The organism is Arthrobacter sp. Z1-15 (assembly GCF_054792395.1).
The window spans coordinates 870540-895610 of the sequence record NZ_CP096454.1 but is presented as its reverse complement, the minus strand read 5'-3'; the positions used below and the strand labels follow the sequence as shown (position 1 = coordinate 895610).

At 62.7% G+C, this 25071-nt stretch carries 26 protein-coding genes; 11 read left to right on the top strand and 15 right to left on the bottom strand.

The window, feature by feature from the left end:
* Positions 1 to 14 precede the first annotated feature (14 nt).
* From M1D40_RS04180 to M1D40_RS04170, 3 genes are all read left to right on the top strand, one after another.
* Positions 15 to 557, top strand: a complete 543-nt coding sequence (locus tag M1D40_RS04180; RefSeq protein ID WP_461170318.1) for a gamma carbonic anhydrase family protein — start codon at positions 15 to 17, stop codon at positions 555 to 557.
* A gap of 105 nt (positions 558 to 662) precedes the next feature.
* On the top strand, positions 663 to 1091 hold the full coding sequence (locus M1D40_RS04175; RefSeq protein WP_341394115.1) for a hypothetical protein: 429 nt from the start codon (positions 663 to 665) through the stop codon (positions 1089 to 1091).
* On the top strand, positions 1078 to 2085 hold the full coding sequence (locus tag M1D40_RS04170) for a Gfo/Idh/MocA family protein (protein WP_461170317.1): 1008 nt from the start codon (positions 1078 to 1080) through the stop codon (positions 2083 to 2085). Before M1D40_RS04175 ends, M1D40_RS04170 begins: the two co-directional genes overlap by 14 nt.
* 163 nt (positions 2086 to 2248) lie before the next feature.
* Here the strand turns inward: M1D40_RS04170 and M1D40_RS04165 are convergent, their stop codons facing one another.
* Genes M1D40_RS04165 through M1D40_RS04155 form a run of 3 tightly spaced genes read right to left on the bottom strand, consistent with a single transcriptional unit; the run spans position 2249 to position 4058 of the window.
* On the bottom strand, positions 2249 to 2845 hold the full coding sequence (locus tag M1D40_RS04165) for a DUF3618 domain-containing protein (protein WP_341394117.1): 597 nt from the start codon (positions 2843 to 2845) through the stop codon (positions 2249 to 2251).
* Entirely contained in the window at positions 2842 to 3261 is a 420-nt protein-coding gene (locus tag M1D40_RS04160; RefSeq protein ID WP_461170316.1) for a phage holin family protein, read from the bottom strand. The genes M1D40_RS04165 and M1D40_RS04160 overlap by 4 nt, the downstream gene beginning before the upstream one ends.
* Entirely contained in the window at positions 3261 to 4058 is a 798-nt protein-coding gene (locus M1D40_RS04155) for a hypothetical protein (RefSeq protein WP_461170315.1), read from the bottom strand. Before M1D40_RS04155 ends, M1D40_RS04160 begins: the two co-directional genes overlap by 1 nt.
* A 305-nt stretch (positions 4059 to 4363) precedes the next feature.
* Between M1D40_RS04155 and M1D40_RS04150 the strand changes: the two genes are divergently transcribed.
* The 3 genes from M1D40_RS04150 to M1D40_RS04140 all read left to right on the top strand — a co-directional run bounded on the left by M1D40_RS04150 (position 4364) and on the right by M1D40_RS04140 (position 7260).
* Positions 4364 to 4903, top strand: coding sequence for a hypothetical protein (locus tag M1D40_RS04150; protein WP_341394120.1), 540 nt, complete (start codon positions 4364 to 4366; stop codon positions 4901 to 4903).
* A gap of 157 nt (positions 4904 to 5060) precedes the next feature.
* The gene (locus tag M1D40_RS04145; protein WP_461170314.1) at positions 5061 to 6518 is read left to right on the top strand and encodes a glutamate--cysteine ligase; all 1458 of its coding nucleotides are present in this window, start codon (positions 5061 to 5063) and stop codon (positions 6516 to 6518) included.
* Positions 6519 to 6702: 184 nt separating this feature from the next.
* Complete coding sequence (locus M1D40_RS04140; RefSeq protein ID WP_461170313.1) at positions 6703 to 7260, top strand: Hsp20/alpha crystallin family protein; 558 nt, start codon at positions 6703 to 6705, stop codon at positions 7258 to 7260.
* A gap of 122 nt (positions 7261 to 7382) precedes the next feature.
* Here the strand turns inward: M1D40_RS04140 and M1D40_RS04135 are convergent, their stop codons facing one another.
* The 3 genes from M1D40_RS04135 to M1D40_RS04125 all read right to left on the bottom strand — a co-directional run bounded on the left by M1D40_RS04135 (position 7383) and on the right by M1D40_RS04125 (position 12091).
* A complete protein-coding gene (locus M1D40_RS04135; protein WP_461170998.1) occupies positions 7383 to 8549 on the bottom strand; it encodes an NADP-dependent isocitrate dehydrogenase in 1167 nt (388 codons plus the stop codon).
* A gap of 228 nt (positions 8550 to 8777) precedes the next feature.
* Positions 8778 to 10391, bottom strand: a complete 1614-nt coding sequence (gene purH / locus M1D40_RS04130; RefSeq protein ID WP_461170312.1) for a bifunctional phosphoribosylaminoimidazolecarboxamide formyltransferase/IMP cyclohydrolase — start codon at positions 10389 to 10391, stop codon at positions 8778 to 8780.
* Between the two features lie 119 nt (positions 10392 to 10510).
* The gene (locus M1D40_RS04125; protein WP_461170311.1) at positions 10511 to 12091 is read right to left on the bottom strand and encodes an HNH endonuclease; all 1581 of its coding nucleotides are present in this window, start codon (positions 12089 to 12091) and stop codon (positions 10511 to 10513) included.
* Positions 12092 to 12644: 553 nt separating this feature from the next.
* Between M1D40_RS04125 and M1D40_RS04120 the strand changes: the two genes are divergently transcribed.
* A complete protein-coding gene (locus M1D40_RS04120; RefSeq protein ID WP_341394125.1) occupies positions 12645 to 13997 on the top strand; it encodes an MFS transporter in 1353 nt (450 codons plus the stop codon).
* A 1-nt stretch (position 13998) separates the two neighbouring features.
* On the opposite strand, the gene purN is transcribed toward M1D40_RS04120, so the two are convergent.
* Positions 13999 to 14577 (bottom strand): phosphoribosylglycinamide formyltransferase, encoded by a 579-nt coding sequence (gene purN, locus M1D40_RS04115; RefSeq protein ID WP_461170310.1) that lies wholly within the window; start codon positions 14575 to 14577, stop codon positions 13999 to 14001.
* Positions 14578 to 14616: 39 nt separating this feature from the next.
* Between purN and M1D40_RS04110 the strand changes: the two genes are divergently transcribed.
* The gene (locus M1D40_RS04110) at positions 14617 to 15054 is read left to right on the top strand and encodes a hypothetical protein (RefSeq protein ID WP_341394127.1); all 438 of its coding nucleotides are present in this window, start codon (positions 14617 to 14619) and stop codon (positions 15052 to 15054) included.
* 24 nt (positions 15055 to 15078) lie between these two features.
* Here M1D40_RS04110 and M1D40_RS04105 read toward each other — a convergent pair whose 3' ends face one another.
* Both M1D40_RS04105 and M1D40_RS04100 read right to left on the bottom strand, forming a co-directional pair.
* A complete protein-coding gene (locus M1D40_RS04105) occupies positions 15079 to 16362 on the bottom strand; it encodes a cell division protein PerM (RefSeq protein ID WP_341394128.1) in 1284 nt (427 codons plus the stop codon).
* Positions 16363 to 16512: 150 nt separating this feature from the next.
* The gene (locus M1D40_RS04100; protein ID WP_461170309.1) at positions 16513 to 17265 is read right to left on the bottom strand and encodes a sulfite exporter TauE/SafE family protein; all 753 of its coding nucleotides are present in this window, start codon (positions 17263 to 17265) and stop codon (positions 16513 to 16515) included.
* A gap of 22 nt (positions 17266 to 17287) precedes the next feature.
* Between M1D40_RS04100 and M1D40_RS04095 the strand changes: the two genes are divergently transcribed.
* The 3 genes from M1D40_RS04095 to M1D40_RS04085 are packed head-to-tail and all read left to right on the top strand — an operon-like array spanning position 17288 to position 19333.
* Positions 17288 to 17923 carry a DUF1684 domain-containing protein gene (locus tag M1D40_RS04095; RefSeq protein WP_341394130.1) on the top strand — a complete coding sequence of 212 codons (636 nt, stop codon included), beginning with the start codon at positions 17288 to 17290 and terminating at the stop codon, positions 17921 to 17923.
* A 42-nt stretch (positions 17924 to 17965) separates the two neighbouring features.
* Positions 17966 to 18523 (top strand): GNAT family N-acetyltransferase, encoded by a 558-nt coding sequence (locus M1D40_RS04090; RefSeq protein ID WP_461170308.1) that lies wholly within the window; start codon positions 17966 to 17968, stop codon positions 18521 to 18523.
* Positions 18524 to 18535: 12 nt separating this feature from the next.
* Positions 18536 to 19333, top strand: coding sequence for an MSMEG_6728 family protein (locus M1D40_RS04085; protein WP_461170307.1), 798 nt, complete (start codon positions 18536 to 18538; stop codon positions 19331 to 19333).
* Here M1D40_RS04085 and M1D40_RS04080 read toward each other — a convergent pair.
* The 6 genes from M1D40_RS04080 to M1D40_RS04055 form a co-directional block, all read right to left on the bottom strand.
* Positions 19330 to 20223, bottom strand: a complete 894-nt coding sequence (locus M1D40_RS04080; protein ID WP_461170306.1) for a PKD domain-containing protein — start codon at positions 20221 to 20223, stop codon at positions 19330 to 19332. The two genes, M1D40_RS04085 and M1D40_RS04080, sit on opposite strands and share 4 nt — an antisense overlap.
* A 7-nt stretch (positions 20224 to 20230) precedes the next feature.
* Positions 20231 to 20728 carry a DUF6318 family protein gene (locus M1D40_RS04075; protein ID WP_461170305.1) on the bottom strand — a complete coding sequence of 166 codons (498 nt, stop codon included), beginning with the start codon at positions 20726 to 20728 and terminating at the stop codon, positions 20231 to 20233.
* 820 nt (positions 20729 to 21548) lie between these two features.
* Positions 21549 to 22259 (bottom strand): DUF6318 family protein, encoded by a 711-nt coding sequence (locus M1D40_RS04070; RefSeq protein WP_461170304.1) that lies wholly within the window; start codon positions 22257 to 22259, stop codon positions 21549 to 21551.
* Between the two features lie 270 nt (positions 22260 to 22529).
* The gene (locus M1D40_RS04065) at positions 22530 to 23444 is read right to left on the bottom strand and encodes a hypothetical protein (RefSeq protein WP_461170303.1); all 915 of its coding nucleotides are present in this window, start codon (positions 23442 to 23444) and stop codon (positions 22530 to 22532) included.
* A 4-nt stretch (positions 23445 to 23448) separates the two neighbouring features.
* Complete coding sequence (locus M1D40_RS04060; protein ID WP_461170302.1) at positions 23449 to 24156, bottom strand: DUF6318 family protein; 708 nt, start codon at positions 24154 to 24156, stop codon at positions 23449 to 23451.
* 128 nt (positions 24157 to 24284) lie between these two features.
* Positions 24285 to 24932, bottom strand: a complete 648-nt coding sequence (locus M1D40_RS04055) for a hypothetical protein (protein WP_461170301.1) — start codon at positions 24930 to 24932, stop codon at positions 24285 to 24287.
* Positions 24933 to 25071: the final 139 nt, after the last annotated feature.

Genomic DNA, 25071 nt, shown 5'->3' with positions numbered 1-25071 from the left:
GCTAGGCTAACCGCATGGCTAACGTTATTTCGCTCCGGGGCAGCACCCCGGACATTGACCCGTCCGTTTTCCTCGCTCCCACAGCTTCACTCATCGGCGACGTCGTTATGGCGCCCGGGTCCAGCGCCTTCTACGGCGTCTGCGTCCGCGGGGACTCCAACGCCATCCGCGTCGGTGCCGGCAGCAATCTGCAGGACAACGTGGTGCTCCACGCGGACCCCGGCTTTCCCACCACTGTGGGCGAACGCGTCAGCATCGGGCACAACGCCGTGGTCCACGGCTGCACCGTCGAGGACGACTGCCTGATCGGCATGAGCGCAACCGTCATGAACGGGGCCGTTGTGGGTACGGGTTCCCTCGTGGCTGCCGGCGCCGTGGTCCTGGAAGGCACCATCATTCCGCCGCGCTCCCTGGTGGCCGGTGTCCCCGCCAAAGTGCGGCGTTCCCTCACCGACGAGGAGTTCGCCGGGGTGCAGGCCAACGCGGCCAATTACCTTGTCACGGCAGCGGCACACCGTGATGCGCTGCAGGTAGGGCAGGGCGCCCGCAGCCATTAGCGCGGGTGCGTGCCCCGCGGGCCGTCGCGCTGTTGACGACGGCCCCGGGCCGGGGTTTAGCTGTGTAGCCAGAGGCAGCGACAATGAAGTCCCCGGGAGGCACTCATGCCGGATCACCCGACCATCCTGGCAAGGCGCTCCGTCACCAAGGAGTTCCCCGGGGCCAAGGCCCTTTCCGATGTGTCCCCCACCGTCCGCGAGGCGAAGAGCGATGACTCCGCTGCAGCCCTGAAGGAGATCGAGCGGATCGCCGACTCGATCACGAAGATCCGCGACGGACGGTCTATCGGGACGATCGACGTCGCCCGCGACGGGGCCGACGAGCCTTGGATGGTTCGGCCGGACAGCCGGTGCCGATCGTCACCGGCCAGCTGGGCCGGCTGCATGCACGACCGAACCGCGCGTCTGTTTCTCAGAGAAGAGGACCATGAACGTCCCGCACATTCCCGCTCCTCCCTGCGCAGCTGCGGGGGCTCCCAGTCCGATCCGGAAAACCGGGCGAACCCTGAGGTGGGGCGTGGTGGCGACGGGTGACATTGCCGCCAAGGTCACGGAAGATATCGCCCGCCTCGAAGATGCCGTCCTGCAGGCCGTGAGCTCGCGGCACGAAGCATCTGCTGAGGAATTTGCGGACCGTTTCGGGATTACCCGTGCCTGCTTCGACAACGAAAGGGGGAAGGGATACCGCCAGCTGATTGATGACCCGGCGGTTGACGTTGTCTATGTTGCTGCTCCGCATGCGCAACACTATGAGATTTCCAGGGCTGCGCTAATGGCCGGAAAACACGTGCTCTGTGAGAAATCCCTGACCATCAATGCCCGGGAGGCTGAGGATCTGATCGGTATTGCGTCCGCCCGCGGGCTTTTCCTGATGGAGGCGGTGTGGACGCGGTTCCTGCCCTGCGTCAACCGGGTCTGGGAGATCATCGCCCGCGGGGAGCTGGGCGAAGTCCAATGGGTACAGGCGGATCTGGGATTCCAGGCTCCGGCCGGCAGCGGCAGCCGGCAGCTGGATCCCCAGGCAGGAGGCGGAGCCCTGCTGGATCTTGCCGTATATCCCCTGACGCTGGCCGTGGGAGCGCTGGGGTTTCCGGACGGCGTCTCAGCCGTGGGCACCCTGACCAATGACGGTGTCGACCGGCAGAACGCCCTGCTCCTGACGTATCCATCCGGTGCCGCCGCCCAGCTGATATCGTCGCTGGTTTCCCTGGGCACCCGCACCGCCACAATTTGCGGGACCAAGGGGTGGCTGCGGACCGGTGCGCCGCTGCACAACCCGGTGGAACTGACCGTCGCTCCTCATCGGGGCGAGCAGCGGATCGAGCGGTTTCCCCAGATCGGCAACGGTTACACCTATGAGCTGCGTGAAGCCACCCGCTGCATCCAATCCGGCCTGCCTGAGTCCCCCACCATGAGCTGGGACCATTCGCTGCAAACCATGCGGCTCTTTGACCGGGCACGCGCACAGATGGGGGTGCACTACACGAACGACGGCGCCGCATCGCTTCCGGGCCCGCGCAGCGCCTAGCTGCTCAGCGGGTCTAACTGCCGCGGGTCTAACTGCGGGTCTAACTGCGCAGCTAGGCCCGCTGCTCCCGGATTCGAGCACCAACGAAGAAAGCGGCCCCGCGGACAGCGGGACCGCTTTCTTCGTTGGTGCGGTGTGCGATTTCGGCCAGCGGCAGGACTGATCAGGCGTTGCGGACGTTGTCCTGGGCATCGGTGGCTTTGCTCTTCACATCGCCGGCAGCGCCCTGGCCCTCCTGCTTGACGTTCTGGGCAGCCTCAGTGGCGGTCGCCTTGACGTTCTCCATGGCTTCCTGCGCGGGTTCCTTGAGGCCCTGCGCCATTTCCTTGGCTGTATCAGTGACCTGCGTCGTCAGGGGCTCCGCTGCCGTCTTGATGTTGTCTGCGGCAACGCGCTCCTTCTCACTGGCGGGAATCAGAGAAGCCGCCAGAAGCCCGGCGCCAAAGGCGATCAGGCCGGCAGCAATGGGGTTTCCCTGGGCCCTCGCGGTGAGCTTCTGAGGCGCCTCGCCCACTGCCGATCCGGCGCGCGAGACGCCGTCGGTTGCTGAACCGGTGCCGGACTGAACCTTGTCCGTCATAGAATCTGCAGCTCCCATCACTTTGTCCTTGACGCCGGAAACAGCGTCCTTCATCTTGTCGGTCTGCCGCTGAACAATGTGGGACGGGGTGACCTTGTCAGCTACGGCGTCCACGTTGGTTCCAAGCCGGCGGCGGGTCTCTTCAATGTCTGCTCGTATTGCGTCGGGGTTTTCGCTCATCGTGGGTCCTCATTCGGTTTAAGGGTTCCGGGAATTTCCTGAAGGGTCTCCGACGTCTGGGGCATGCCCTTGATCTTCCGCATCTCAGTACGTCCGCGCATCGCGAGGACCGCGGCGATAATTCCCCAGATCACGGCCACCACGAGTCCTGACCAGCCGAGACCGATCAGGTGCCCGAGAGCCTGCCAGAGCGCAATGGAGAGAAACAGGAGGACAAAGTAGCCGGCCACTGCGGCGCCGGCGAACATGCCTGCGCCTTTACTCGCACGGGTGGCGGACTGCTTCAGCTCGACCTTCGCCAGTTCCACTTCCTGACGCATCAGAGTGGACATATCCTGCGTCACTTGACCGAGCAGATCTCCCAGAGATGTACTCTCGGCCTTTGTGGGGGGCGGTTCAGGGATTTCTGTGCTCATCAGTGCCGACCACCGCTAAAAGGATCACTGGCGCGGGTCCCCGATGCCGGCAGCTGGTCATCCGATACCGGCGGCTGCCCTGCGGGATGCGTGGGTTCCGTGGCGAACGGGTCGGCTGCCACTCCCCCCGCGTTGACAGTTCCCGTTCCGGCGTAGGTGGGCTGGGTAGGAGGCTCGGGAGGATAAATCGTCTCGGGCGTTGTTACCGTTCCCGTTCCCGTTCCCGTTCCCGCTCCGCGGCCGGCAGTGGAGGGGCTCTCGGGAACCCCTGCGCTCAGCCCCTTGTTCAGCCTGCCGGCCAGGAACCCGGCACCGGCAGCGATGGCAAGGAACGCGACCGGCCGCTGCCGGGCGAAGGACTTCACTTCGTCGACCAGGGAGCCGGGGTTGCGGTTGTCGAGCCAGGAGGCAACGGAGGATGAACGTTCGGCTGCCTGCCGGACCAAGTCCGAAGCAACGCCGGGCTGATCGGAATTATCCGCCATGGACTGCAGCTCGCCTGCCACGGAGCGGAGACCTTCAGCGACCTTCTGCTGCTGGACACCGGCCTGGTTGGTCAGATCACTCCGGGCCTGGTCAAACAGGTCCCGGGCGTTGGCGGTCACTTCAGAGGCAACTCCGGCGGCCTCGGACTTGGCTGTTTCCGCTACGTGCTGCGCGCTTCCTGCGGCGTCCTGTGCGAGACCAGCAGCCTGTTCCTTAGCTGCGCCCGCTTTGGCGGACGTGGCATCGGATGAATTGTCCTGGGCCGTGGTTGCGGCATGACTTCCGTCTCTGGGCCACTCGTTTTCCGTCATCGTCACTCTCTTTCATGAATCGTTGCGGATGAAGAATCAGAATCCTTGCCGATGAAGATCAGCTACACCGAACACACTCGATAATAAGCACACTTAGTACCCATTAGTAAAGCCGAAGTAAGCACACTTAGGGTTTTTTGTTAACCCTTGGCCACACCCTGTGTGGTAGCCCTGCCGGACGGGCCCGGCACCCTTGTGGAGCTCCGGGAGCACGTGGTTTGCTGGCGGCCTGACCGGCGCTCCGGGCGTCGGTTTACTCAGTCCCATCCAATGCTCAATCCGATCCGAAGCAAGAGGAGATTCCAGTGGCAGGAAATTTGTTTGCCCGGTCCGTGCATGACCTCACCGCGGCCGCGTGGTTCGGAGGTTCGCTCATGGGAGCCATTGGGCTCAACGGCGCGGCCGCCGAGGCCAAGGACCCGGCAGAGCGCACCCGGCTCTCCAGTCTGGGGTGGAAGAAATGGGCCCCTGTTCAGTCAGCCGCGATCATCTCGCATTTCGTGGCCGGGCTGGCGCTCGTCGGGGACAATAAGGGCCGCGTCGCAAAGCAGGAGGGAGTCGGGTCGGCAACCATCTACAAGACCGGCGTTACCGTGGTTGGTGCACTGGTGACCCTCTACGCCGGCATCGTCGGGCGAAAAGTGGAAAAGTACTCCGAAGAGGGTGCGGTGGGCGCAACCGAACCGCACCCCGCCGCCTCCAAGGAACTGCAGTCCGCCCAGCGCCAGCTGAAGCTGCTGCAGTGGTCCATCCCGCTTTTCTCCGGCGCAGTGATCGTCATGGGCGCCCAGCACGGTGAAATGCAGCGGGCCAGCAACGTCCTCCAGGGCCTCTTGCGGTCCTAGAACCGGCAGATCCCGGCCGGGAGATTCCGCCCGGCCGGGACAGCCCGACAGGCCGGACGTCATTTTCCTTTCCGGGCCCGACTTTTTCGGGTTTCCCCGCTCTGCACGCTATACATCCTTCGGCCCCCATGGTTATGTTCGAACAATGGGCGCCGAAGTGAACAGCAAAACCTACAGCCGCGAGCAGCGCACGCGTTACCGCCAGCGACTGCTCGAGAACCTCGACCGCTTTGCCGGATATCTGTCCACCGCGCAGTTCGCAGACACCTCCAGCATCGGGCTTGAGTTGGAGCTGAACCTGACCAATCAGGACTTTGCTCCTGCGCTCCGGAATACTGCAGTTCTGGAGAAGATCGCGGACCCGGCCTTCCAGACCGAAATTGGTGCCTTCAACATCGAGATGAACCACCCGGCGCTGTCCATCAAGGGGTCCGGCCTGAGGGACCTTGAAGATTCCCTCCGGTTTCAACTGAACCGGGCAGATACGCGTGCCGCTGAGGTGAAGACGGAGATTCTGATGGTCGGGATCCTGCCGACCCTCCAGCCTGCAGTGCTCGAGGACAAGGAATGGCTGAGCGCGGGCAAGCGCTATGCGGCCTTGAACACGTCGGTTCTCCAGGCCCGCGGTGAAGATGTGCACGTGGACCTGCGGGGTACGGAGCCGTTGTCCTTTTACGCCAAGAACATTGCCCCTGAGGCTGCCTGCACCTCCGTGCAGCTTCATTTGGAGGTCAGCCCGGAAGATTTCGCCCCGGCCTGGAACGCCGCCCAGATCATTGCCGCTCCCCAGGTGGCCCTTGCCGCCAACTCCCCCGTCTTCCTGGAACATATTCTGTGGCACGAAACCCGCATCGAGCTTTTTAAGCAGGCCATCGATACCCGCCCTCCCGAGATGAGGAACCAGGGGGTGCGGCCCCGCGTGTGGTTTGGCGAACGGTGGATCACCTCGATTTTTGACCTGTTTGAGGAAAACGTCCGCTACTTCCCGGCGCTCCTGCCGGAACTGTCACGCAGCAGCGGAGGCTCAACGGCCGCCGGGGCCCCCCTGCTCCCGGAACTGAGGCTGCACAACGGAACGGTCTACCGGTGGAACCGCCCCATATATGACCCCGGCGAGCACACCCCCAATCTGCGCCTGGAAAACCGGATCCTTCCGGCCGGCCCCACCGTTCTTGATGTCGTTTCCAATGCCGCCTTCTTTTACGGCCTGGTCCAGCACCTCCGCACCGCGGACCGGCCGCTGTGGAGCCGGCTGGCCTTCAAGAGTGCGGCTGACAACTTCCTGGCCTGCGCACGGTCGGGGCTGGAGGCAACCGTCTATTGGCCGGGCATTGGCGAAACCCCTGTCGCCGAACTGATCATCCGGCACCTGATTCCGCAGGCGGCTTCCGGGCTCCGGGAGCTGGGCGTCGACGACAACCTGATCGGCCGGTATCTCGATGTCATCAGGGAACGGGCACGCACCGAACAAAACGGAGCATCCTGGCAGATTGCCTACCTGCGCAGGCTTGAGCGCCAAGGCCTGGACCGCAGGCCCGCACTGGCGGAAATGACCCGCCGGTACTGGGAAAACATGCACACCAACGCCCCCGTCCATGAGTGGCCGGTGGACTGAGCCGGACCTGCCGGGAAAGTTTTGCTGCCCGGGGCACGAAAACCGTTCCGGTTCTGGCACTCCCCCATGGAGAGTGCTAATCTAATTTCATTCTTGAGCCGATGTGACTCAAGTTATCGACCCTTCTGAAGTTCCGAATATCGATTCGCCTGCCGTGCAGGTGGGCGTAAGGAGTTGATGACAGATGGCCATGAAGTTTGATCCATTCCGCGAACTCGACCGTATGGCAGGAGCCCTGCTGGATCCGCGGCAGCGGCTGCGGTTGATGCCCATTGACCTCTACCGAGAGGGCGACCACTACATCCTGAATGCCGATCTGCCCGGCATTGACCCGGGTTCCGTCGATGTGGACGTGGACGGCCAGCTGCTGACCATCCGGGCAGAACGCACCATCCAGGCCTCCGACGGCGTTACCTGGCTAACCCGGGAACGCGAATCCGGTTCGTTCCTGCGCCAGCTGAACCTCGGCCAGGGGATTGATATTGAGGGTATTTCCGCCAAGTACGAGAACGGCGTCCTCAGCGTTCTGATTCCGGTCAGCGAAAGGGCGAAGCCCCGCAAGATCGAGGTGTCTTCCTCCTACAAGGATTCGAACACCATCAGCGGCCAGTCCAGCTCGGAATCGGTAAGCTCGTCGGCTTCGAGCAGCTCCGGCTCCATGGAGTCCGGTTCCGGTTCTTCAGGGTCGGGCTCCGGCTCTTCCGGCTCGGGCTCTTCGGGCGACCAGGGCTCCGGCATCTAGGGACCCCGGCGACTCCCGGAGCTAGCGAACGGAGCTAGCGACCGCCGGCACCAATGACGACGGCGGCGCCCCACCCGTGAAGGTGAGGCGCCGCCGTCGTCGTGCGTTGAAGCGTCCGGACTTTAGCCCAGGCGGGTCTTCAAGTTGGCATCGAGCTCAGCGAGGAATTCCTCGGTGGTCAGGTAGGCCTGGTCCGGGCCGACCAGGGCCGCGAGGTCCTTGGTCATCTTGCCGGACTCGACCGTCTTGATGACAACATCTTCGAGGGTCTCCGCGAAGTTGATGACCTCGGGGGTGTTGTCCAGCTTGCCGCGGTGCATCAGGCCACGGGTCCACGCGAAGATCGAGGCGATCGGGTTCGTGGAGGTGGGCTTGCCCTGCTGGTGCTGGCGGTAGTGGCGCGTGACCGTGCCGTGGGCTGCTTCGGCCTCAACGGTCTTGCCGTCGGGGGTCATCAGCACGGAGGTCATCAGGCCCAGCGAGCCGAAGCCCTGTGCCACGGTGTCGGACTGGACGTCGCCGTCGTAGTTCTTGCAGGCCCAGACGTAGCCGCCTTCCCACTTCATCGCGGAGGCAACCATGTCATCAATCAGGCGGTGCTCGTAGGTCAGGCCGGCTGCTTCGAACTGGTCCTTGAACTCGGCGTCGAAGACTTCCTGGAACAGGTCCTTGAACTGGCCGTCGTAGGCCTTCAGGATCGTGTTCTTGGTGGAGAGGTACACCGGGTAGTTCCGCTGCAGGCCGTAGGCGAAGGACGCCCGGGCGAAGTCGCGGATGGAGTCGTTGAAGTTGTACATACCCATGGCCACGCCGCCGTCGTCACCGTACGTGACAACCTGGGTCTTGATTTCTTCCCCGCCGTCCTTGGGGGTGTAGGTCAGCGTCAGGGTGCCCGCACCGGGGACCTTGAAGTTGGTGGCCTTGTACTGGTCGCCGTGTGCGTGGCGGCCGATGATGATCGGCTTGTTCCAGCCCGGGACCAGGCGCGGGATGTTGGAAATGATGATCGGTTCGCGGAAGACGACGCCGCCGAGGATGTTGCGGATGGTCCCGTTCGGGGAAACCCACATCTTCTTCAGGCCGAATTCTTCAACACGTGCCTCATCCGGAGTGATGGTGGCGCACTTGACGCCCACGCCGTGTTCCTTGATGGCGTTGGCAGCGTCGATGGTGACCTGGTCATCAGTGGCATCGCGGTTCTGGATGGAGAGGTCGTAGTACTTCAGGTCTACGTCCAGGTACGGGTTGATCAGGCGGTCCTTGATGAACTGCCAGATGATGCGGGTCATCTCGTCGCCGTCGAGTTCTACAACAGAACCCACAACCTTGATTTTGTCAGCCACACGATCTCCTTGTGTGTTGGTGGGCACCGGAGCATGACTTGTGGCATGACGGAGCCCGTCTTTTTGGTCTGTATTTGTGTCCAACTATGCCACAGCCCACTAGAGGCGCCCTAAACTCCGGGACCGCAGATTACTCCGGCGGTCCCGCAGCCAGGCCGCGGACGAGGCCGTGTTCTAGTGGAAGAAGTGCCGGGCGCCGGTGAAGTACATGGTCACGCCCGCAGCGTTTGCGGCTTCGATAACTTCGTTGTCGCGGATGGATCCGCCCGGCTGGACGACGGCGCGGACTCCCGCGTCGATCAGGATCTGCAGTCCGTCTGCGAAGGGGAAAAATGCGTCGGAGGCAGCAACGGAACCGCGGGCTCGTTCGTCGTCCGGGCCGCCGAGGGTGTTGGCCCGTTCTACGGCGAGGCGGCAGGAATCCACCCGGTTGACCTGGCCCATGCCCACTCCCACCGAGGCGCCGTTCTTAGCCAGAAGGATGGCGTTGGACTTGGCAGCGCGGACTGCGGTCCAGGCGAAGGCCAGATCGGACAGCGTTGCGTCATCAGCTGCGGGGCCGGACACGAGCGTCCAGTTCTCGGGGTTGTCTCCCTCTGCCTGCATCTTGTCTGACTTTTGGATCAGCATGCCTCCGGAGACCTGCCGGAACTCGGCTGCATTGCGGCCGTAGCCCTCGGGCAGGGTCAGCAGGCGGATGTTCTTCTTCGCGGAGAGCATCTCCACAGCTTCAGGATCGAAATCGGGGGCAATGACAACCTCGGTGAAGATGTCCCGGACCGTTGCGGCCATTCCGGCGGTGACGGTTCGGTTGGCTGCGATGACGCCGCCGAAAGCGGAGACCGGATCACAGGCGTGGGCTTTCGCATGGGCATCTGCGATGGGGTCGGCTGCATCCGGGGAAGCGACCGCAACACCGCAGGGATTTGCATGCTTCACGACGGCGACGGCCGGCTCATCGAAGTCGAAGGCGGCGCGCAGCGCGGCGTCCGCGTCCACGTAGTTGTTGTAGGACATGGCCTTGCCGTGCAGCTGGTCTGCCTGGGCAACTCCGGGCAGGGCACTCTTGTCCACGTAGAGGGCAGCGTCCTGGTGCGGGTTTTCGCCGTAGCGCAGGACCTCCGACCGCTCCAGCGCCAGGCCGGTGTAGGCAGGCCAGCTGGTGCCTTCCGCGGTTCCGTCACCGAACTGCTCCGCGGTCCAGGCCGCTACGGCGTTGTCATAGGCTGCTGTGGAGGCGAACGCTTCAGCGGCCAGGCGGCGTCGCTGGCTGAGGTCAAATCCGCCCTCTGCCGCTGCCGTCACGACGTCGGAATACTTCTCCGGGTCCACTACGACGGCGACCGAGGGGTGGTTCTTAGCTGCGGCCCGGACCATTGACGGTCCCCCGATGTCGATCTGCTCGACAACCTCGTCCTGGCTGGCTCCGGACTTTACCGTCTGCACAAACGGGTAGAGGTTCACGACCACCAGGTCGAAGGGCTCAATTTCCATCTCTTCCAGCTGCGTCACGTGGTCTTCGCGGCGCCGGTCGGCAAGGATTCCGGCGTGAATGCGGGGGTGCAGCGTCTTGACCCGGCCGTCGAGGCATTCCGCGAATCCGGTGACGTCGGCAACCTCGGTGACCTCAACGCCGGCCGCAGCGATCTGCTTAGCGGTGGAGCCGGTGGATACGATGCTCACTCCGGCTGCGGCCAGGCCCTGCGCAAGTTCCGTCAGTCCCGTCTTGTCGTAGACCGAGATCAGGGCCCGGCGGATAGGAACACGGTTCAGCGGCTGTGAGCTCACGCAAATCTCCAAAATCAGGGGGTGTCGGTGGCTACAGTTTAGGTCACACACCCGTAGCGGGCAGAGTGTGAAGCGCTGACCGGGACCAGCTGCCGTAATACCGTTTTCCCGGCTGGAAGTTACTGGCTCTGGACCGGCAGCTTCGGCGCGGTGGAGCGGTAGGTGTGTCCGGTGGGTGTCCTGGTGAGAACCGTGTGCCGTTCCGGCGGCGGTGTCCAGGCAGCGGCAACTTCAACGCGTGCTTCCCAGCCTGGTGCTTCCTTGGCCTGGTTGCAGGCCTGGCACAGGCCCTGGATGTTCTCCGCACTGGTGGGCCCGCCTTCGCGGACGGGCTGAACGTGGTCGTAGTGTCGGATGGGTGCTCCGCACCACGGGGTCCGGCAAACCTGGTCCCGTGCGGCGATCAGCCGGGCCAGACCGCGGGGTACCAGCCGGGCCCGGGAATCCATCGCGGTGAGCTGTCCGGTGTCCGGTGTGACGTAGAGGCGGCGGAGCCAGACTTCGGTGCGCGGATCCGGGCGGGCCGGAGGCGTACCCCAACAGGCGCCGGTGCTGCCGGTACTGTCAGGTGATCTATCCGGATGATGCGGCTCTGCTTCCGCTGGGTTTGGTCCGCGGATCAAGTCCCTGGCCCACTGCGCCGGAACGATCCCGTAACCGGCCAGAATCGCCGGCTCCGCCCCGTCCGGGACAAAGGAGCCTGCGGCTTCCACTGACTCTCGGTCCCGGCTTTGCCCCTGTTCCTGCGCCCGTTCCTGTTTCTGCGCCCGTTCCTGTTTCTGCGCCCGTTCCTGTTGCTGCGCCTTTTCCTGGTGCCGTTCCTGTTTCCGCTGGGCCTTGTCCTCCTGCGGCAAGATTCCGTCTTCCGGCGGCAGGATTCCGTGCAGCAGGGCCTGATCCGTCATGATCAGCTGCACCTCAACCCGGACATCCTCCGCCCGAGCCTGCCCGGTGGAGCGTTCCACGAACGTATCGGCCATGATCTGGCCCTTCGACCGCGGGTCTCCGGTTGCGCGGAGCCGGTCCGCTTCCCGCGTCAGGGCCGCATACACGCCCACTCCCTGGGCGACCGGCAGCAGGGCCGTCACCCAGGTCATGGTGTCCGGTGCCGGCCGGCAGGACACAAACCGCTCCGAGACCGCATGCGCGGCACGCTTCACCACCGCATGCGGATCCAGACCGTAGGACAGGGACTTGATCCTCGCTATCAGCTGCCGGTCCCCGAGCTGCTCCAACCCACCCGGATTCCCGGCCACCAGTTCATCAACACGCTGCCGGTCGGCCAGGGACAAGCAGGCAGTCTCCCGGACCAGGATCGTGGCCCGCCACTCACTGATCACACCGATAGTCAGCGCGTGCAGGGTATGGGGCATTTCCGTGGTGAGGATCCGGGCCAGGCCCAGCAGCTTCGCCCCGTTGTGCGGGGACTCCCGCCGGGCCAGGGCGATCTGCGCGGCAACACCCTTCCCCAGCTGATCAGCCTTCAGCCCGGCGGCGGCCTGGGCGGTGCGGGTGGAAGCATCAAAGGCAGCCGCGGCACGGGCCTGCGCGGCAGTGATGACATTCTTGAGGTCCTCCAGAGCACGGATCTCATCGATCAGCCGAACCCGCTCCGTCGCTTCCAACACCGCAAGGTTCTCCACCGGGTCTGAAGCTTCCAGCAGCCCGGGCGCTATCTCCCGGCCCCTGCCCCCATCCAAGGTCCTGCCACTATTCTTCGAACCCGATCCGCCCCTACTCTTGGATCCGGGCAGAGACCCGGGCACAGCAGTAGGATGAGGCAGCCTGCTGCCGTCCGCGGAGATTGTCGAGTAGTACATAGCTTCTATTTTAGTGATTCAGGCCACTGTTTTCGCGCAATCGACCTACTGGTCATTTACTCGAAGATTCTGGTCACGGACCCAGGTACAGAGCCGCTGACACGAAGTGAGTCAGGCGCAGGATCTCGAAACGTGGACCGCCGGCTTGTGCCTCCCGGATCCGCCGCTTCCGCCGTCGTCTGCCTCCCTTCCCCCTCATCTGCGCATGAGGGCCGGCGTCCACCACGGCCGTCGTCCGCCGTCGGCCGCCGTCGTCCGCCGTCGGGCAACGTCCTCGTCTCTTTGACCGAACGTCAGCTGCTCCACGACACCGACAGTTGCCGGCACAACGCCGTGCTTTCCCGGATCGTCCGTTCGCCGTTATACAGTTTCCTCGGACCGGCCGCCGAGGGCCGTACCCGCATCCACCACCCCGCGGAAGGCCACTCTCCCGATGACAACCACTGACACCCTGCCTACCGGCGACCAGGTGGTCCAGGACCTGCCCTGGAAGTGGAAGGTTCAGGGACGCATCTTCATCATTGGCGGTCTGGGATTCATGTTCGATGCCTGGGATGTCACCCTGAACGGCGTCCTGATTCCGCTCCTATCCAAGCACTGGGCGCTGGAGCCCGCACAGGCCGCATGGATTGGTACAGCAAACCTGCTGGGCATGGCCATTGGAGCGTTCGTCTGGGGCTCGATCGCCGATGCCATCGGCCGCAAAAAGGCCTTCAGCGCCACACTGCTGATCTTTTCCATTTTTACGGTTCTGGGGGCCTTCTCCCCCGACATCGTCTGGTTCTGCATCTTCCGCTTCATGGCCGGCTTCGGCCTGGGCGGATGTGTGCCGGTGGACTACGCACTGGTGGGTGAATTCACGCCACGGAAACAGCGGGGCAGGGTACTCACCGCCATGGACGGCTGGTGGCCGGTCGGCGCTGCGTTGTGCGGAGCGACGTCGGCACTGATCATGGCGACGTTCGCCGACTGGCGGTACACCATGCTGATCATGGTGCTGCCGGCGCTGCTGGTGTTCTGGGTCCGCCGGTCAGTCCCAGAATCACCGCTGTTCCTGGTCCGCAAGGGACGCACGGCGGAGGCGGAAACAGTCATCAACGACCTGATTAAACGCACCGGTTCCGATGTCACCCAGTGGCGGTTACCGGCTCCGGAGGCGGCGGCCAGATTCTCCATGGGAGCCGTCGCTGCCCAGCTGACAGATCTGTGGCGGTACAGCTGGAAAATCACGGTGGCTGCCTGGTCGCTCTTTTTCACCATCCTGCTGGTCTATTACTTGGCCCTGACCTGGATGCCGAAGATCCTCGTGGACGCAGGCTTCAAGGAGTACGCGGCCTTCCTGACCACCTCGGGCATGGCCGCCGTCGGGCTCCTGGGAGTTGTTGCGGCAGCGCTGCTGGTGGAACGCGTGGGGCGCAAATGGATTCTGGCGGTGACCGGACCGCTTTCGGCAGTCATCCTGATCATCGTCGCCCTGGTCCTTGATGTTCCCGCAGCTGCCACTGCGTGGCTCCTGGCCTACGGATTTGTGGTGCAGGTAGCCATCCCGGTGCTCTACGCGTACGTGTCCGAGCTGTATCCCACGGAACTTCGCGGCAGCGGATTCGGCTGGGCGTCGACGGTCTCGCGGGTTGGCGCCGGGCTCGGGCCGCTGATCTTTGTGTCAGTCATGTGGCCCTATTTGGGGTTGCCGCTCTCGTTCGCGCTGGCCGGTGCCCTGGTGGTCCTGGCCGTGATCTGGATGCTGCGGTTTGCGCCGGAGACAAAGGGCGCGGCCCTGGACTGAGCTAGGAAACCGGAAGACCCTCGGCGCTGATCCGGTCCAGGGTCTCCAGCAGCAGCCGCCGCTCCTGGATCTTGATCCGCTCGTGCAGCGTCTCCTCCGTGTCAGTGTCCAGCACCTCCACGGCGGCCTGGGCCAGGATGGGGCCGGTGTCCACGCCGGCGTCGGCAATGTGCACGGTGCAGCCGGTGACCTTCACCCCGTAGGCCAGCGCGTCACGGACACCGTGCGCGCCCGGGAACGAGGGAAGCAGCGCCGGATGGGTGTTGAGGTAGCGGCCCTCGAACGTGTTAATGAAGTGCTCGTCGACGATGCGCATGAAGCCGGAAGACAGCACAACGTCAGGGTGATACGAGGCCACCTTTTCGGTGAGTGCACGATTCCAGTCGGAGCGCAGGTTGTACGCCCGGAAGTCCACAACGAAGGTCTCATAACCTGCATCCGCGGCGCGCTGCACGCCGTAAGTGCCGGGACGGTCGGCCCCTACCGCAGCGATTTCGACGTCGAGCGTCCCCTCCGCCACTGCGTCCAGGACAGCCTGAAGGTTGGAACCGGTGCCGGACACGAGAACAACAATGCGCATGCGTCAACCTTAGGCTCAGGCGTCCCCTAGGGTTAAACCATGAACAACGACGGCCGTACCCCTGATCAGATTCCTTCGCCGTTGCAGCCGGCACCGCAAAAGACGCCGGCTACAGACGAGCAGAAGCAGAGTGCGCGCGGCTACCTTCGGATTTTTGTGGCTCTCGTTATTGCCGTGCTGCTCACTTCCGGACTGGCGTTGCCGTGGAAGCTCGTGCCGCTCGCGCTGGCGCTTGCCGCCGTCGTCGTCGGAATTCTGACCCTCGTCAAGGTGGTGCGCCACGGCATCGGCCCGGCCCAAATGTTCATCACCACCCTGGGGCTGGCGGCGTCCGTGGTGATGACCCTTGGTCTCGGCCTCGCCGTTGCCACCTGGGACAACACGGAAAAGCTGGAAAACTGCATGGGCAGGGCGCTGACCATGCAGGCGCAGGACGAGTGCCAGTCGGAGTTCACCAGCGGACTCCTGCCGCGCTAACCGCAGACCGTTAGGCCCGCGCCGTCAGCGCTCCTCGCGTTCCAGCCAGGGCGCGACGGCGTAGCCGATGACGACGCCGACGGCCACCTCAGCGGCAATCCAGAGCCCCGTCCACAGCGGGTCTGCGCCCAGCTCGACAAAGCGGCCGATCCCTGCGGAACCCCCGGTAATGAGAACCACGGCCGCGGCCAGGATGCCGGAAACCAGGCCCACAAAAACGCCCAGCAGCAGGGTGGAAACCGGTGCGGTGAACCAGCGGGCCCTGATCTTCAGGGACAGCCATTCGTCGAAGTGGTTCTCTCCTTCGCGCAGGAACCACCAGCCGGCAAGCATGCCTGCCACCACCGGCAGCATCAGCGCGGCGATGGCGTATTCCATGCCGCCCGCCGGCAGGGCAGCCAGTACCGGGACGGCCGGCAGCGGGCCGACGGTCGTTTCCATGGGGCTGATGAGGCTCCCGGTTCCGAGTGCGAAGCCTGCGCCCGATGTCCAGCCCAAGGCCCAGCCGAGGAAGTTCGGCATCAGCCCGAGCTCCACGACGGTCAGCACCGCTCCGCCGATGAGCCCGGCGTCCAGGTGCTGGTAGACAGTAACGATTTCGGCCCAGCTCATAACCAGCGCGGCAGTGAGAAGCAGGGCGGAAAACCCCAGGGCGGCGGTAATACCGACGGCCCCGGCGCGGATTACCGCCCAGACGTAGGAACCGGCCCAGCGTGAGTGCTGGCTGGTACGGGAGATCCAATCCGTCAGATCCACGCCGATCAGACGCACCCAGGATCCGGCCTCGCGCCGGGCGCCGATCACCAGGCCCAGCCCTGCCGCAATGAGCGGTATCAGGGCGCCCGCCGTCACTGAGATGCTGACGTCGTCGTTGGCGGAGAAATAGGCGGCAGCGCCGCCGAGAACGGCATAGGTGCCCAGCGCCCCTAGCAGTGCCTGCCAGAGCTGGTCCGTATAGGAAGCCTTCGCCAGCCGCCGCCCTGCCCGCCAGGACAGGAAGAACGGGATGAGCGTCAGGCCCAGCGGAAACAGGCTGAGCAACCCCGTGCTCTCGGCGGGCCCCACGGCTCCGGCGGGGAAGGTCAGGGTCAGCGGCACACCGTGAATCAGGAGCCAGCCCTGCCCGCCCAGCCGGGCCAGCGATGCGAAGTCACGGTCGGTGAAGCCGTCGGCAAACCAGACGCCAATCAGCGGCAGGAATATCAGCAGGGCGGAGAGGACTGCAGCTTGGCCGAGTTCGACCACTCCCTGCAGCCACAGGGGCATGGGTAGGACACCCGGGGATTTCGGGCGGGTAAAGAGTTTCATCTTCTCTATCGTCCCATTCGCCGCGACGCGGGCGGTTCAGGAGGGGCCGTGTCGGTTCAGCCGCTCAGACTGCGGGCGACGTCGACAGCGTGAGTGATGGCGGCGCCGGCTCAGCCAGCGACTGCCCGGCTCAGCCAGCGAATGCCCGGCTCAGGCCGCGAGGTCGAAAATGCCCTTGGCCAGCGCCGCTGCCGCTCCGAAGAAGGCAAAGATGACGACGGCGGCACGGGCCTGATCATCGCGGATAAAGCGCTGAAGCTTCTCCCCCGCGTAGATGCCGCCAACGATCATGAGGGCGATCAGTGCCCACGCCCAGGCGTCGAACGGCGGCATCTGTCCGGGGTCCAGCGACAATTTGGCGGTCAGGGTAACAATGGCGATCGTGACGAAGAACGGCTGGAGGGTGGCCGCGAACGGGCGCTGCGGCCACCGGGCCATGAGTGCATAGGCACTTACCGACGGACCGCCCACACCCGCAACTGCGTTGGTGACACCGGAAATGAAGCCGGCCACAGCCTTGGGTCCGTTGCCGGTCACCGTCACCGAGGTGCGCTGCATCAGCAGCGAAACGGTCAGCGCCACCAGGACAATGCCGCCCACAACCACTGCCATCGGGGCGGACGGCAGATACACCGCCGCAGCTGAAGCGGGAATGCTGCCGAACACCGCCGGGATGGCCAGCCATCGGTACATCTTCCAGTCGATGTCCTTCCAGACGCGCAGCATGATCAGCGACGAGGACACCAGCCCGCACACGTTCACCATCAGCACTCCGCCGTGTGATCCAAGAAGGATCACCAGGAACGGGGAAATGAGCAGGGCGAAGCCGAGGCCCGCTATCCGCTGTGCAATGGCACCAATGAAGATTGCCACGAGTACGACGATGAGGAGTCCGGTAGTCACCCGAACACACTACGCTGAACCCATGGTCTCTCCCGTCACGGTCCTCCAGACAGCGGATTGGCGCCGTCGCGTCTTCGGCCTGTATGCGCAGGTGAGGCTCACCTCGCAGGAGGTCTCGCCGTCGTACGCCCACGAGCTGTGGCGCGCTGAACGGGACAAGCTCTTCGCCGAACATCCGGCGTCCCCTTTGAAGGCGCACGCCCGCGAACGTTTCCACGGCCTGCGGATCGGCGCCTACGATCCGGATCTGCGCTGCGACGCACTGATAGACGACGACGGCGCCGGCCAGGAGATGAACGTAGCCACCGGAACCGACGGGGTGGTGCCGTTTGTCCGGCTGGGGACGGTGGACGCAGACGGGGTGGGCCGGCTCGCCGTGTGGCGCCTGGCCACCTACGGGGGCGGAATTTTCCTGCCGGTGCGCGACGGGATGTCCGGCGCCGACGGCGGAAGCTACGGCGGCGGCCGGTACCTGCTGGACACGATCAAGGGTGCAGACCTCGGTCCCGGTGCCGCCCCCGGGAGCCTGGTCCTGGATTTCAACTTTTTGTACAACCCGTCGTGCGCTTATGACGAAGCCTGGGCGTGTCCGCTTCCCGGGCCGGACAACCGGACGGACGTGCACCTGCGGGTTGGGGAGATGTATGCCGAGTATTAGCGGGCTGGTTTTTCTGTCCGCCGCCGTGCCTAGGCTGGATCCGTGACCGTTTCCGTCTCTCCTGCTCGCCCCGAGGATGCCGCAGAGCTGGCTGCGCTGGCGGCCCTGACGTTTCCACTGGCCTGCCCTCCGGCGGTCACCCCTGAGGACAGTGCCGCTTTTGTTGCCGCGAATCTCTCGAAAGAGGCCTTCGAGGCCTACCTGGCTGATCCGTCGATAAGGGTGCTGGTGATCCGGGAGGGCGGACATATCCGGGGATATGCGCTGCTGGTTTTCCTGCCCCCGGCGGATCCGGAAGTGGTTGCCGCCTTACAGACGGTTCCGGGTCCGACAGCCGAACTGTCCAAGTGTTACGTCCATCCCGCCGCCCACGGCTCCGGTTTGGCCACGGCCCTAATGGAAGCGGCAAGGGAAACGGCCGCAGCGGAGGGATTCCGCTCGCTCTGGCTGGGAGTGAATGATCTGAACGTCCGCGCCCAGGCCTTCTACCGCAAGTCCGGCTTTACGAAGGTTGGCCGGCGCAGCTTCGACGTTGGCCCGCATACCTTCCGCGACTTCATTCTCGCCGCGCCCCTGGCCAGAACCACGGGCCGCGAATGACACACTGATCCTGTGCAAACGTTCCTGCCGTACGACAGCTTCAGCCGCAGCGCGACCGTCCTGGATCAGGCCCGGCTCGGCAAGCAGCGGGTGGAGACGCTACAGGTGCTCCGCGCCCTGGTCATCCCCGACTACGGCTGGCAGAGCCATCCGGCGATGAAGATGTGGATGGGGTATGTGCCTGCGCTGACGGCCTACGGGCTGGCCATGACCCGGGAATGGGTTGCCCGCGGCCATGCAGACACGGTTCTCGAACAGATTCTCGAGTTCGCTCCTGCGGCTGCGCACGACGACGTCGCTCTGCCGCCGTGGTTCGGCGACGCGGACTTTCACGAGAGCCACCGGTCGAACCTGATCACAAAGTCACCCGAGGTGTACGGGCCGCTCTTTCCGGAAACCCGCGGCGGACTGCCCTATATATGGCCCGAGCCGGAGAATCCCGAACTTCCTTCCGAACCCGAGGGTGATGCCCTCTGGGTTGCCCGGCCTGCAACAGGTGCCTCCAATGAAGCGGAAATTGTGTTGCCGATGCTGTCGGCGAAGGGAACCCCTATTTCCGGCAAGAAGGGCCGGCAATTGGCACGGTTTCTGGAGGACATGGACGACGGCGATGATGTCCTTCTGCTGGGCCCGGACCGCCATGCACTGCGCGTCGGGACGGTAGGACCGGTGCGGCTAACGAACGACACCGCGACGCGCTCCGTGGCGGTGACCGGGGAGATGGCCAGGTCCGATTTCGACTACCCGGCACGGCTGCAGGATCCGCGGACGCTATTCCGGGTCCCACGGCCCGGAACACCGAACTTCTAGCAGCCGAAGCCGGCTGGGTTCACGAGGCAATTGTCAGCCACACTCCGCGATTCGGCTTCCCAAACGCTAACAGTCTGGGTCGGCGGAAAGGCCAGGGCCCGTCCGTCAATGGGTATCATCGGGCCGCCGTTGATCGAGTAACGGCCGGAAAAGTAGACGGCAACGGATACGAAATAATCGCCGGGTTCCTCGTAAACATGGCTTGTTTCCGTGGTGTCCCCGACATGGTCCTCCGGAAGCGGTCCACCCGGCTGGGACGAAGGCCCGTATATCGTTCCGTCTCCGTAATTCCATTCATACTCAGTAGGCCGCACCTCAATACGGATGGTCTGCCCCAACAACGTCATGTCGAATCTCTGCTCATGTGCCTCGGCATACAGGTTTGTGGGCATATTGACTAGGGAGAAAGGGCTTGGCTGCAGGGTGAACTGGCCGGGATCGATCGGCGCCGTCTGAAATTCAGTGAGGACCAGTCCGACGAGCTCGGCGGCGACTTCGTCAGGATCTGAAGTGTAGATACAGGTCGGAGTGTCTCCGTATCTGGGCCAGGTCTCGCGAGGAGTTGCCTTCAAGCCGCTGTGCCACCACACGTATTGTCCGTCCGGTGCAGCATCACACTCCACGGGCTGACCGGCCAAGCAATCGATGTCGCCGTTCTCCTCATCGAAGCAGACCGGGCGGTAGTAAAAGCCAAACAGGCTTTCGGGTGTCCCCACGTTAACAGGGACGACGTTGCCTGTAACTGGGTCTTTCTGACGCACAACCCCTTTGACGCCTCCCGGAGCCCAACCGCCTTCGCTATTCTTGGCAGCAGCAGGAACTATAAAGAAACTGCTAATCGCAATTGACAGGACAACCATATGGCCTATTCGCCACTTCGACCAAGACATTGCAAGATCACATCTCCAGGGTCTCGAGGGTAACTACATACCACCCGTCGGAAGTAAATAACGCCTCCATGAGCTGGACAGCCGGCGCACTATTTCCCGTGTCGCTCCCTAAATATCCCTCTGGACTGTAGTAATGCAATTCATCCTGTAAAATAAGTGTTGTCGCTTGATAAGCTCCTTCATCTGTCATAACAAAGTTGGAATTAACATCCTGTACGTGCAATTTAGCCCCAAGCATCCAATCATCCTCAGCATAGCCATCTCCGAGGACCCGGTAATAACTGAGGCAATTGAAACAGGTATCATCACTAACAGCACGGACCAGCCCAGGATCACCAGTCTCATATCCGTAATTGACCAATTGATACCAATATATGGCAAACGCCTCGAGCCCCTCTTTGGATTCTTGCTTCGCCAATTCCGGCATTACCGGCAGAGGAACGTTTTCGGCAGGACCCTCAGCAGTAGCCGGCTTGTAGGCAGCAGTAGGGGGCGGGGTGGGCATTGCGATTGGAGACGCAGACACTGAAGCACCAGCACTGGCACCACTGGCACTGCCACTGGGTGCAGCGCTGCTGGTACCCCCCTCTGCTGCCTCAGCACCAGGATCACCATCAGAACCGGAGCACCCGCCCAACACTAGAACAGCAGCCAGACCCAAGGCACCAAGGCGGCCGCCCCTCCGGGCAGCGGAAAAGTCGGCAGAGAGAAAACCGGTACGGAACATGTGAAGAACCCCCAGGGCAAAATGGTGCGGGACTGTGAGTGACGCCAATAGTACGCAGGCTGGGGCACAGCATACGGAGTTATCCACAGCGCACCAGAGAAACCCGGAAAGACCCCTCCAAGGGGGCCACGGACCATGGAGGAACCAAGATCGTCCCCGACCCAGCTCAGGCTACTCTTTCCGGAGAATATCGCCGGGGAAATGCCACCGCTCGGCTGCTGAAGGTGAAGAAAACAAGATGCAGGGAAACCGATTTTCGTACCGCTGCATAGTTGGTGAGGAACGTACAGAACCCAAAGGGCTCCCACAGTGACGGACCACGCTCAAGGCATCAATCTTGAAAGCGGAGGCAGGGCGTCAACAGCCGAAGCCTGCCGGGCTGACAATGCAATCGTCGGCCACGTTCCGAGATTCTGATTTCCACACACTAATGGTCTGCGGTGCGGAAGGGACGGCGGCTCGTCCCTCGATCGGCACCATGGGACCACCGTTGATCGCGAACTCACCGGAAAAGTAGACAACAACCCGTGCCTGGTAATCACCTGTCTCTCGGTACCACAATAGTTATTGTTAGTGTCGGCCGCAGTTTCATGCGCCCCTACTTAATTGCGACAACATTGTCTGCGAACCAATTTCCATTAACGTATGATGCTTCGATCAGATGCACGGTTGTCGGGGGTAGGCCACCGTTCACATCATAGACATGTCCATTGGGGCCCCGATACTCATAGGAATCTTGTCGAATTTGCACGAGCACCTGAAAGAGGTTCTTGCTTGTCAGTACATATTTTGAATCAGTGTTCAAGACTTCAAGCTTTCCGCCGCTTATCCAATCCTCATTCTTATAACCCGGACCAACAATATCGAAAACACTTTTACAAACAATACACTCGGGCCCACTGATGTCCTCAAATGGTTGCAAGTCTCCCGTTTCGAATCCGTAATTACTTACCGCATACCAGTACTCGCCAAAGGCCTCGAGGCCTTCCTTGGATTCTTGCTTGGCCAGTTCCGGTACTACCGGCAGGGGAACGTTCTCGGCAGGACCCTCAGCAGTAGCCGGCTTGTAGGCAGCGGCAGTGGGCGTGGGCGTCGGGGTTGGAGACGCAGAGGTTGATTCGGTCGTACCGGCGCTGCCGCTACTGGGCGCCGCGCTGCTGGAACCGCCCTCAGCTGCCTCGGCGCCAGGATCACCATCAGGACCCGAACACCCGCTCAGCACCAGGACGGCGGCAAGTCCGAGCGCGCCCATCCGGGCGGCAGGTCTGACAGCGGAAACATCGGCAGAGAAAAAACCAGTACGGAACATGTGAAGAACCCCCAGGGCAAAATGGTGCGGGACTGTGAGTGACGCCAATAGTACGCAGGCTGGGGCACAGCATACGGAGTTATCCACAGCTCACCAGAGAAACCCGGGAACACCCTGCTAAAAGGAGCTCAGCGCGTATCCCCCAAGGACACCAGCATCCGCTTCACATCCCGAATCTTCGCAGACTAGAGGTAAGCGAAGCATGCCCGGGTTTCAGGACTGGAAAGCTTCTGCGTATTTCAGGGGCACTAGCAAAGCTGATGCGAGTCGCTAGCATCCGAATCCAATTGGGTTCACGAGGCAATCTTCGGCCACATTCCGGGACTCGGATTTCCAGACACTCACATTTTCGGGCGGGGTATCAAAGATGCCACGCCCGTCGATGGGAATCATGGGGCCCCCGTTCAACGAATACTCAGCGCTAAAGTACACAGTCGCGTAGATCTGGAAATTTCCCGTGGCTGTATAAACGTGGCTTGTCGCCGTCCGTTCTCCAATTCTCTGATCGGGCAGTGAGTTGCCTGGATCATAGGTCAACTCGCCTTTGCTCCCATCACCATAGTGAAGAACGTACTCAGTAGGTGTCGCAACGATTTTCACGTCCTGTCCAAGAAGCGCGGTATTGATGATTTGAGTCTGAGAATCCACGTAGATGTTGGTTTCCGCACCTCTCATCGTGTGAGGGCCCGGCTGGGTGGCCACTCTTCCTGCCTGTACTGGGTGTTCCTGAAACTCGGCAAGTAGGAGGGCCGTGACTTCTTCAAGGAGTGCCGCAGGATCCTCGGAGTAAACGCAGGTTGGGCCATTACCTTCGAACTCTTCCCAAATGGGCGGGTTAACTCTTACTGAGCGCGTCCAGAGGACGTACTGCCCACCCGGGCCTTCATCGCAGGAGTTGCCGCCCAGACAAAGCAAGTTCCCAACATCCCCCTCGAAACAAACCAAATCATATGAGTAGATGTACGTGTCATTCAGCAGGGCTGGCTCGTCTGTCCAAACGTTGGTACCTTCTGGTTCGCCCCATTTTCCGCCAGCTCCGACACCCTTTTCTCCCCAGCCGAACTCTCCACTGAATGCTATGGACGGGGAGGCACTGAGGATGCTTGCTCCACAGAACAGCAGAAACAAGGTACAAGTATAAAGAACTTGAAAAGTCTTTACTCGAAGTTTCTGCACAGATCCCATCGGGCTATATACCCTCGACTAGATCTACAACCCAACTACCGTCCGTGTATGTTGCTTCCATTATTTGCGCAAACGAGTATTTCGACGGAGTGTGTTCCCTGTAAATTACGCCATCAGGCCCCCGATCAAAACCCGGAGCTTCCCTGATCGAAAGAATCACCTGATACCGTCCTTTTGGTGTTTCGGCAAACTCAGTGCCTAACGCCACAATGGTCAGCATTCCGCCTTGGACCCAGTCCTCGCCGTTGTATCCTTTTTCCATCGCGACATAAAATGCTTCACACAACTCACATTCCGGCCCACTTAACTCTTGGACCGGCGACGTATCACCGGTTTCATATCCATAGTTGACCAAGTCGAACCAATATCTCGCGAAAGCTTCCAATCCTTCCTTCGATTTCACGTTTGCCAGTTCCGGCATTACCGGCAGGGGAACGTTCTCGGCAGGACCCTCAGCAGTAGCCGGCTTGTAGGCAGCGGCAGTGGGCGTGGGCGTCGGGGTTGCAGACGCAGAGGCTGATGCCGTAGTACCGGCGCTGCCGCCACTGGGCGCCGCGCTGCTGGAATTACCCTCAGCAGCTTCGGCACCAGGATCATCGCCGGAACCGGAACACCCGCCCAACACCAGAACAGCAGCCAGGCCCAAGGCGCCCAGGCCGCCACCCCGGCGGGCAGCGGAAAAGTCGGCAGAGAGAAAACCGGTACGGAACATGTGAAGAACCCCCAGGGCAAAATGGTGCGGGACTGTGAGTGACGCCAATAGTACGCAGGCTGGGGCACAGCATACGGAGTTATCCACAGCTCACCAGAGAAACGCGGAAATACCCTGCTGGAAGGAGCTCAGCGTGTATCCCGCAAAGACACCAGCATCCGCTTCACGTCGCGGAATTCCGCAGAGTCCGCATAGGCCGCAGCACCATCGAGATAGGACTGCCCGGACGCAACTTCCTCCGAGGGGTACTCCCCGGCGAAACGCCCGCCGCTGGACTCCGTGAAGGTGAAGAAATCAAAGAGACCGCACTGGCCGCGGTCTCCTGTGTCAGTAATAACCGCATACGTGGCGACCGGCTCCCCGCGGTTCGGCGAGGACGGCGCGATAGAGCGGTAAACGAACCGCTGCTCGGTGCCCTGCTCCGAGTCGAGTTCCGGCATGGGTTCAGTGTCATATTCCGTGTATCCGACTGCTTCATCCGGTTCCTCGCAGATGAGGTCGATAATGAGACCGGTGTCCAAACGCGCGACCATGTCTCCCCCGGCGTCGTTCACCTGGACGGAAACTCCGCCGGCCGGATCGTTGGCGAGGGCGGGCTTCTCCTGAACGGTCCAGTCGGCCCGGTGTTCAAACACGAGGGAACCATCCGGCGTCGTGTAGGAAACCCAGGCTGCCGGAGCACTCGAGGTTTCGCCGGTGTCCGAGGGACCGGCACAGGATGACATACTGAGCACAAGCAGCGTCGCCGCCGCCAGCGTGGTGTTACGGTATCTCACATCAGCTCCCGGAGATGTCCGCGCTAGCACCCAATGCTACTCAGCAGCGGCACCCGAGCCCAGAGCATCCGGTTTATCCGGGACGCGCCCGGCACATCCGGTCCGCACCTGCGAAAACCAGCACCACTATGTGCAGAGC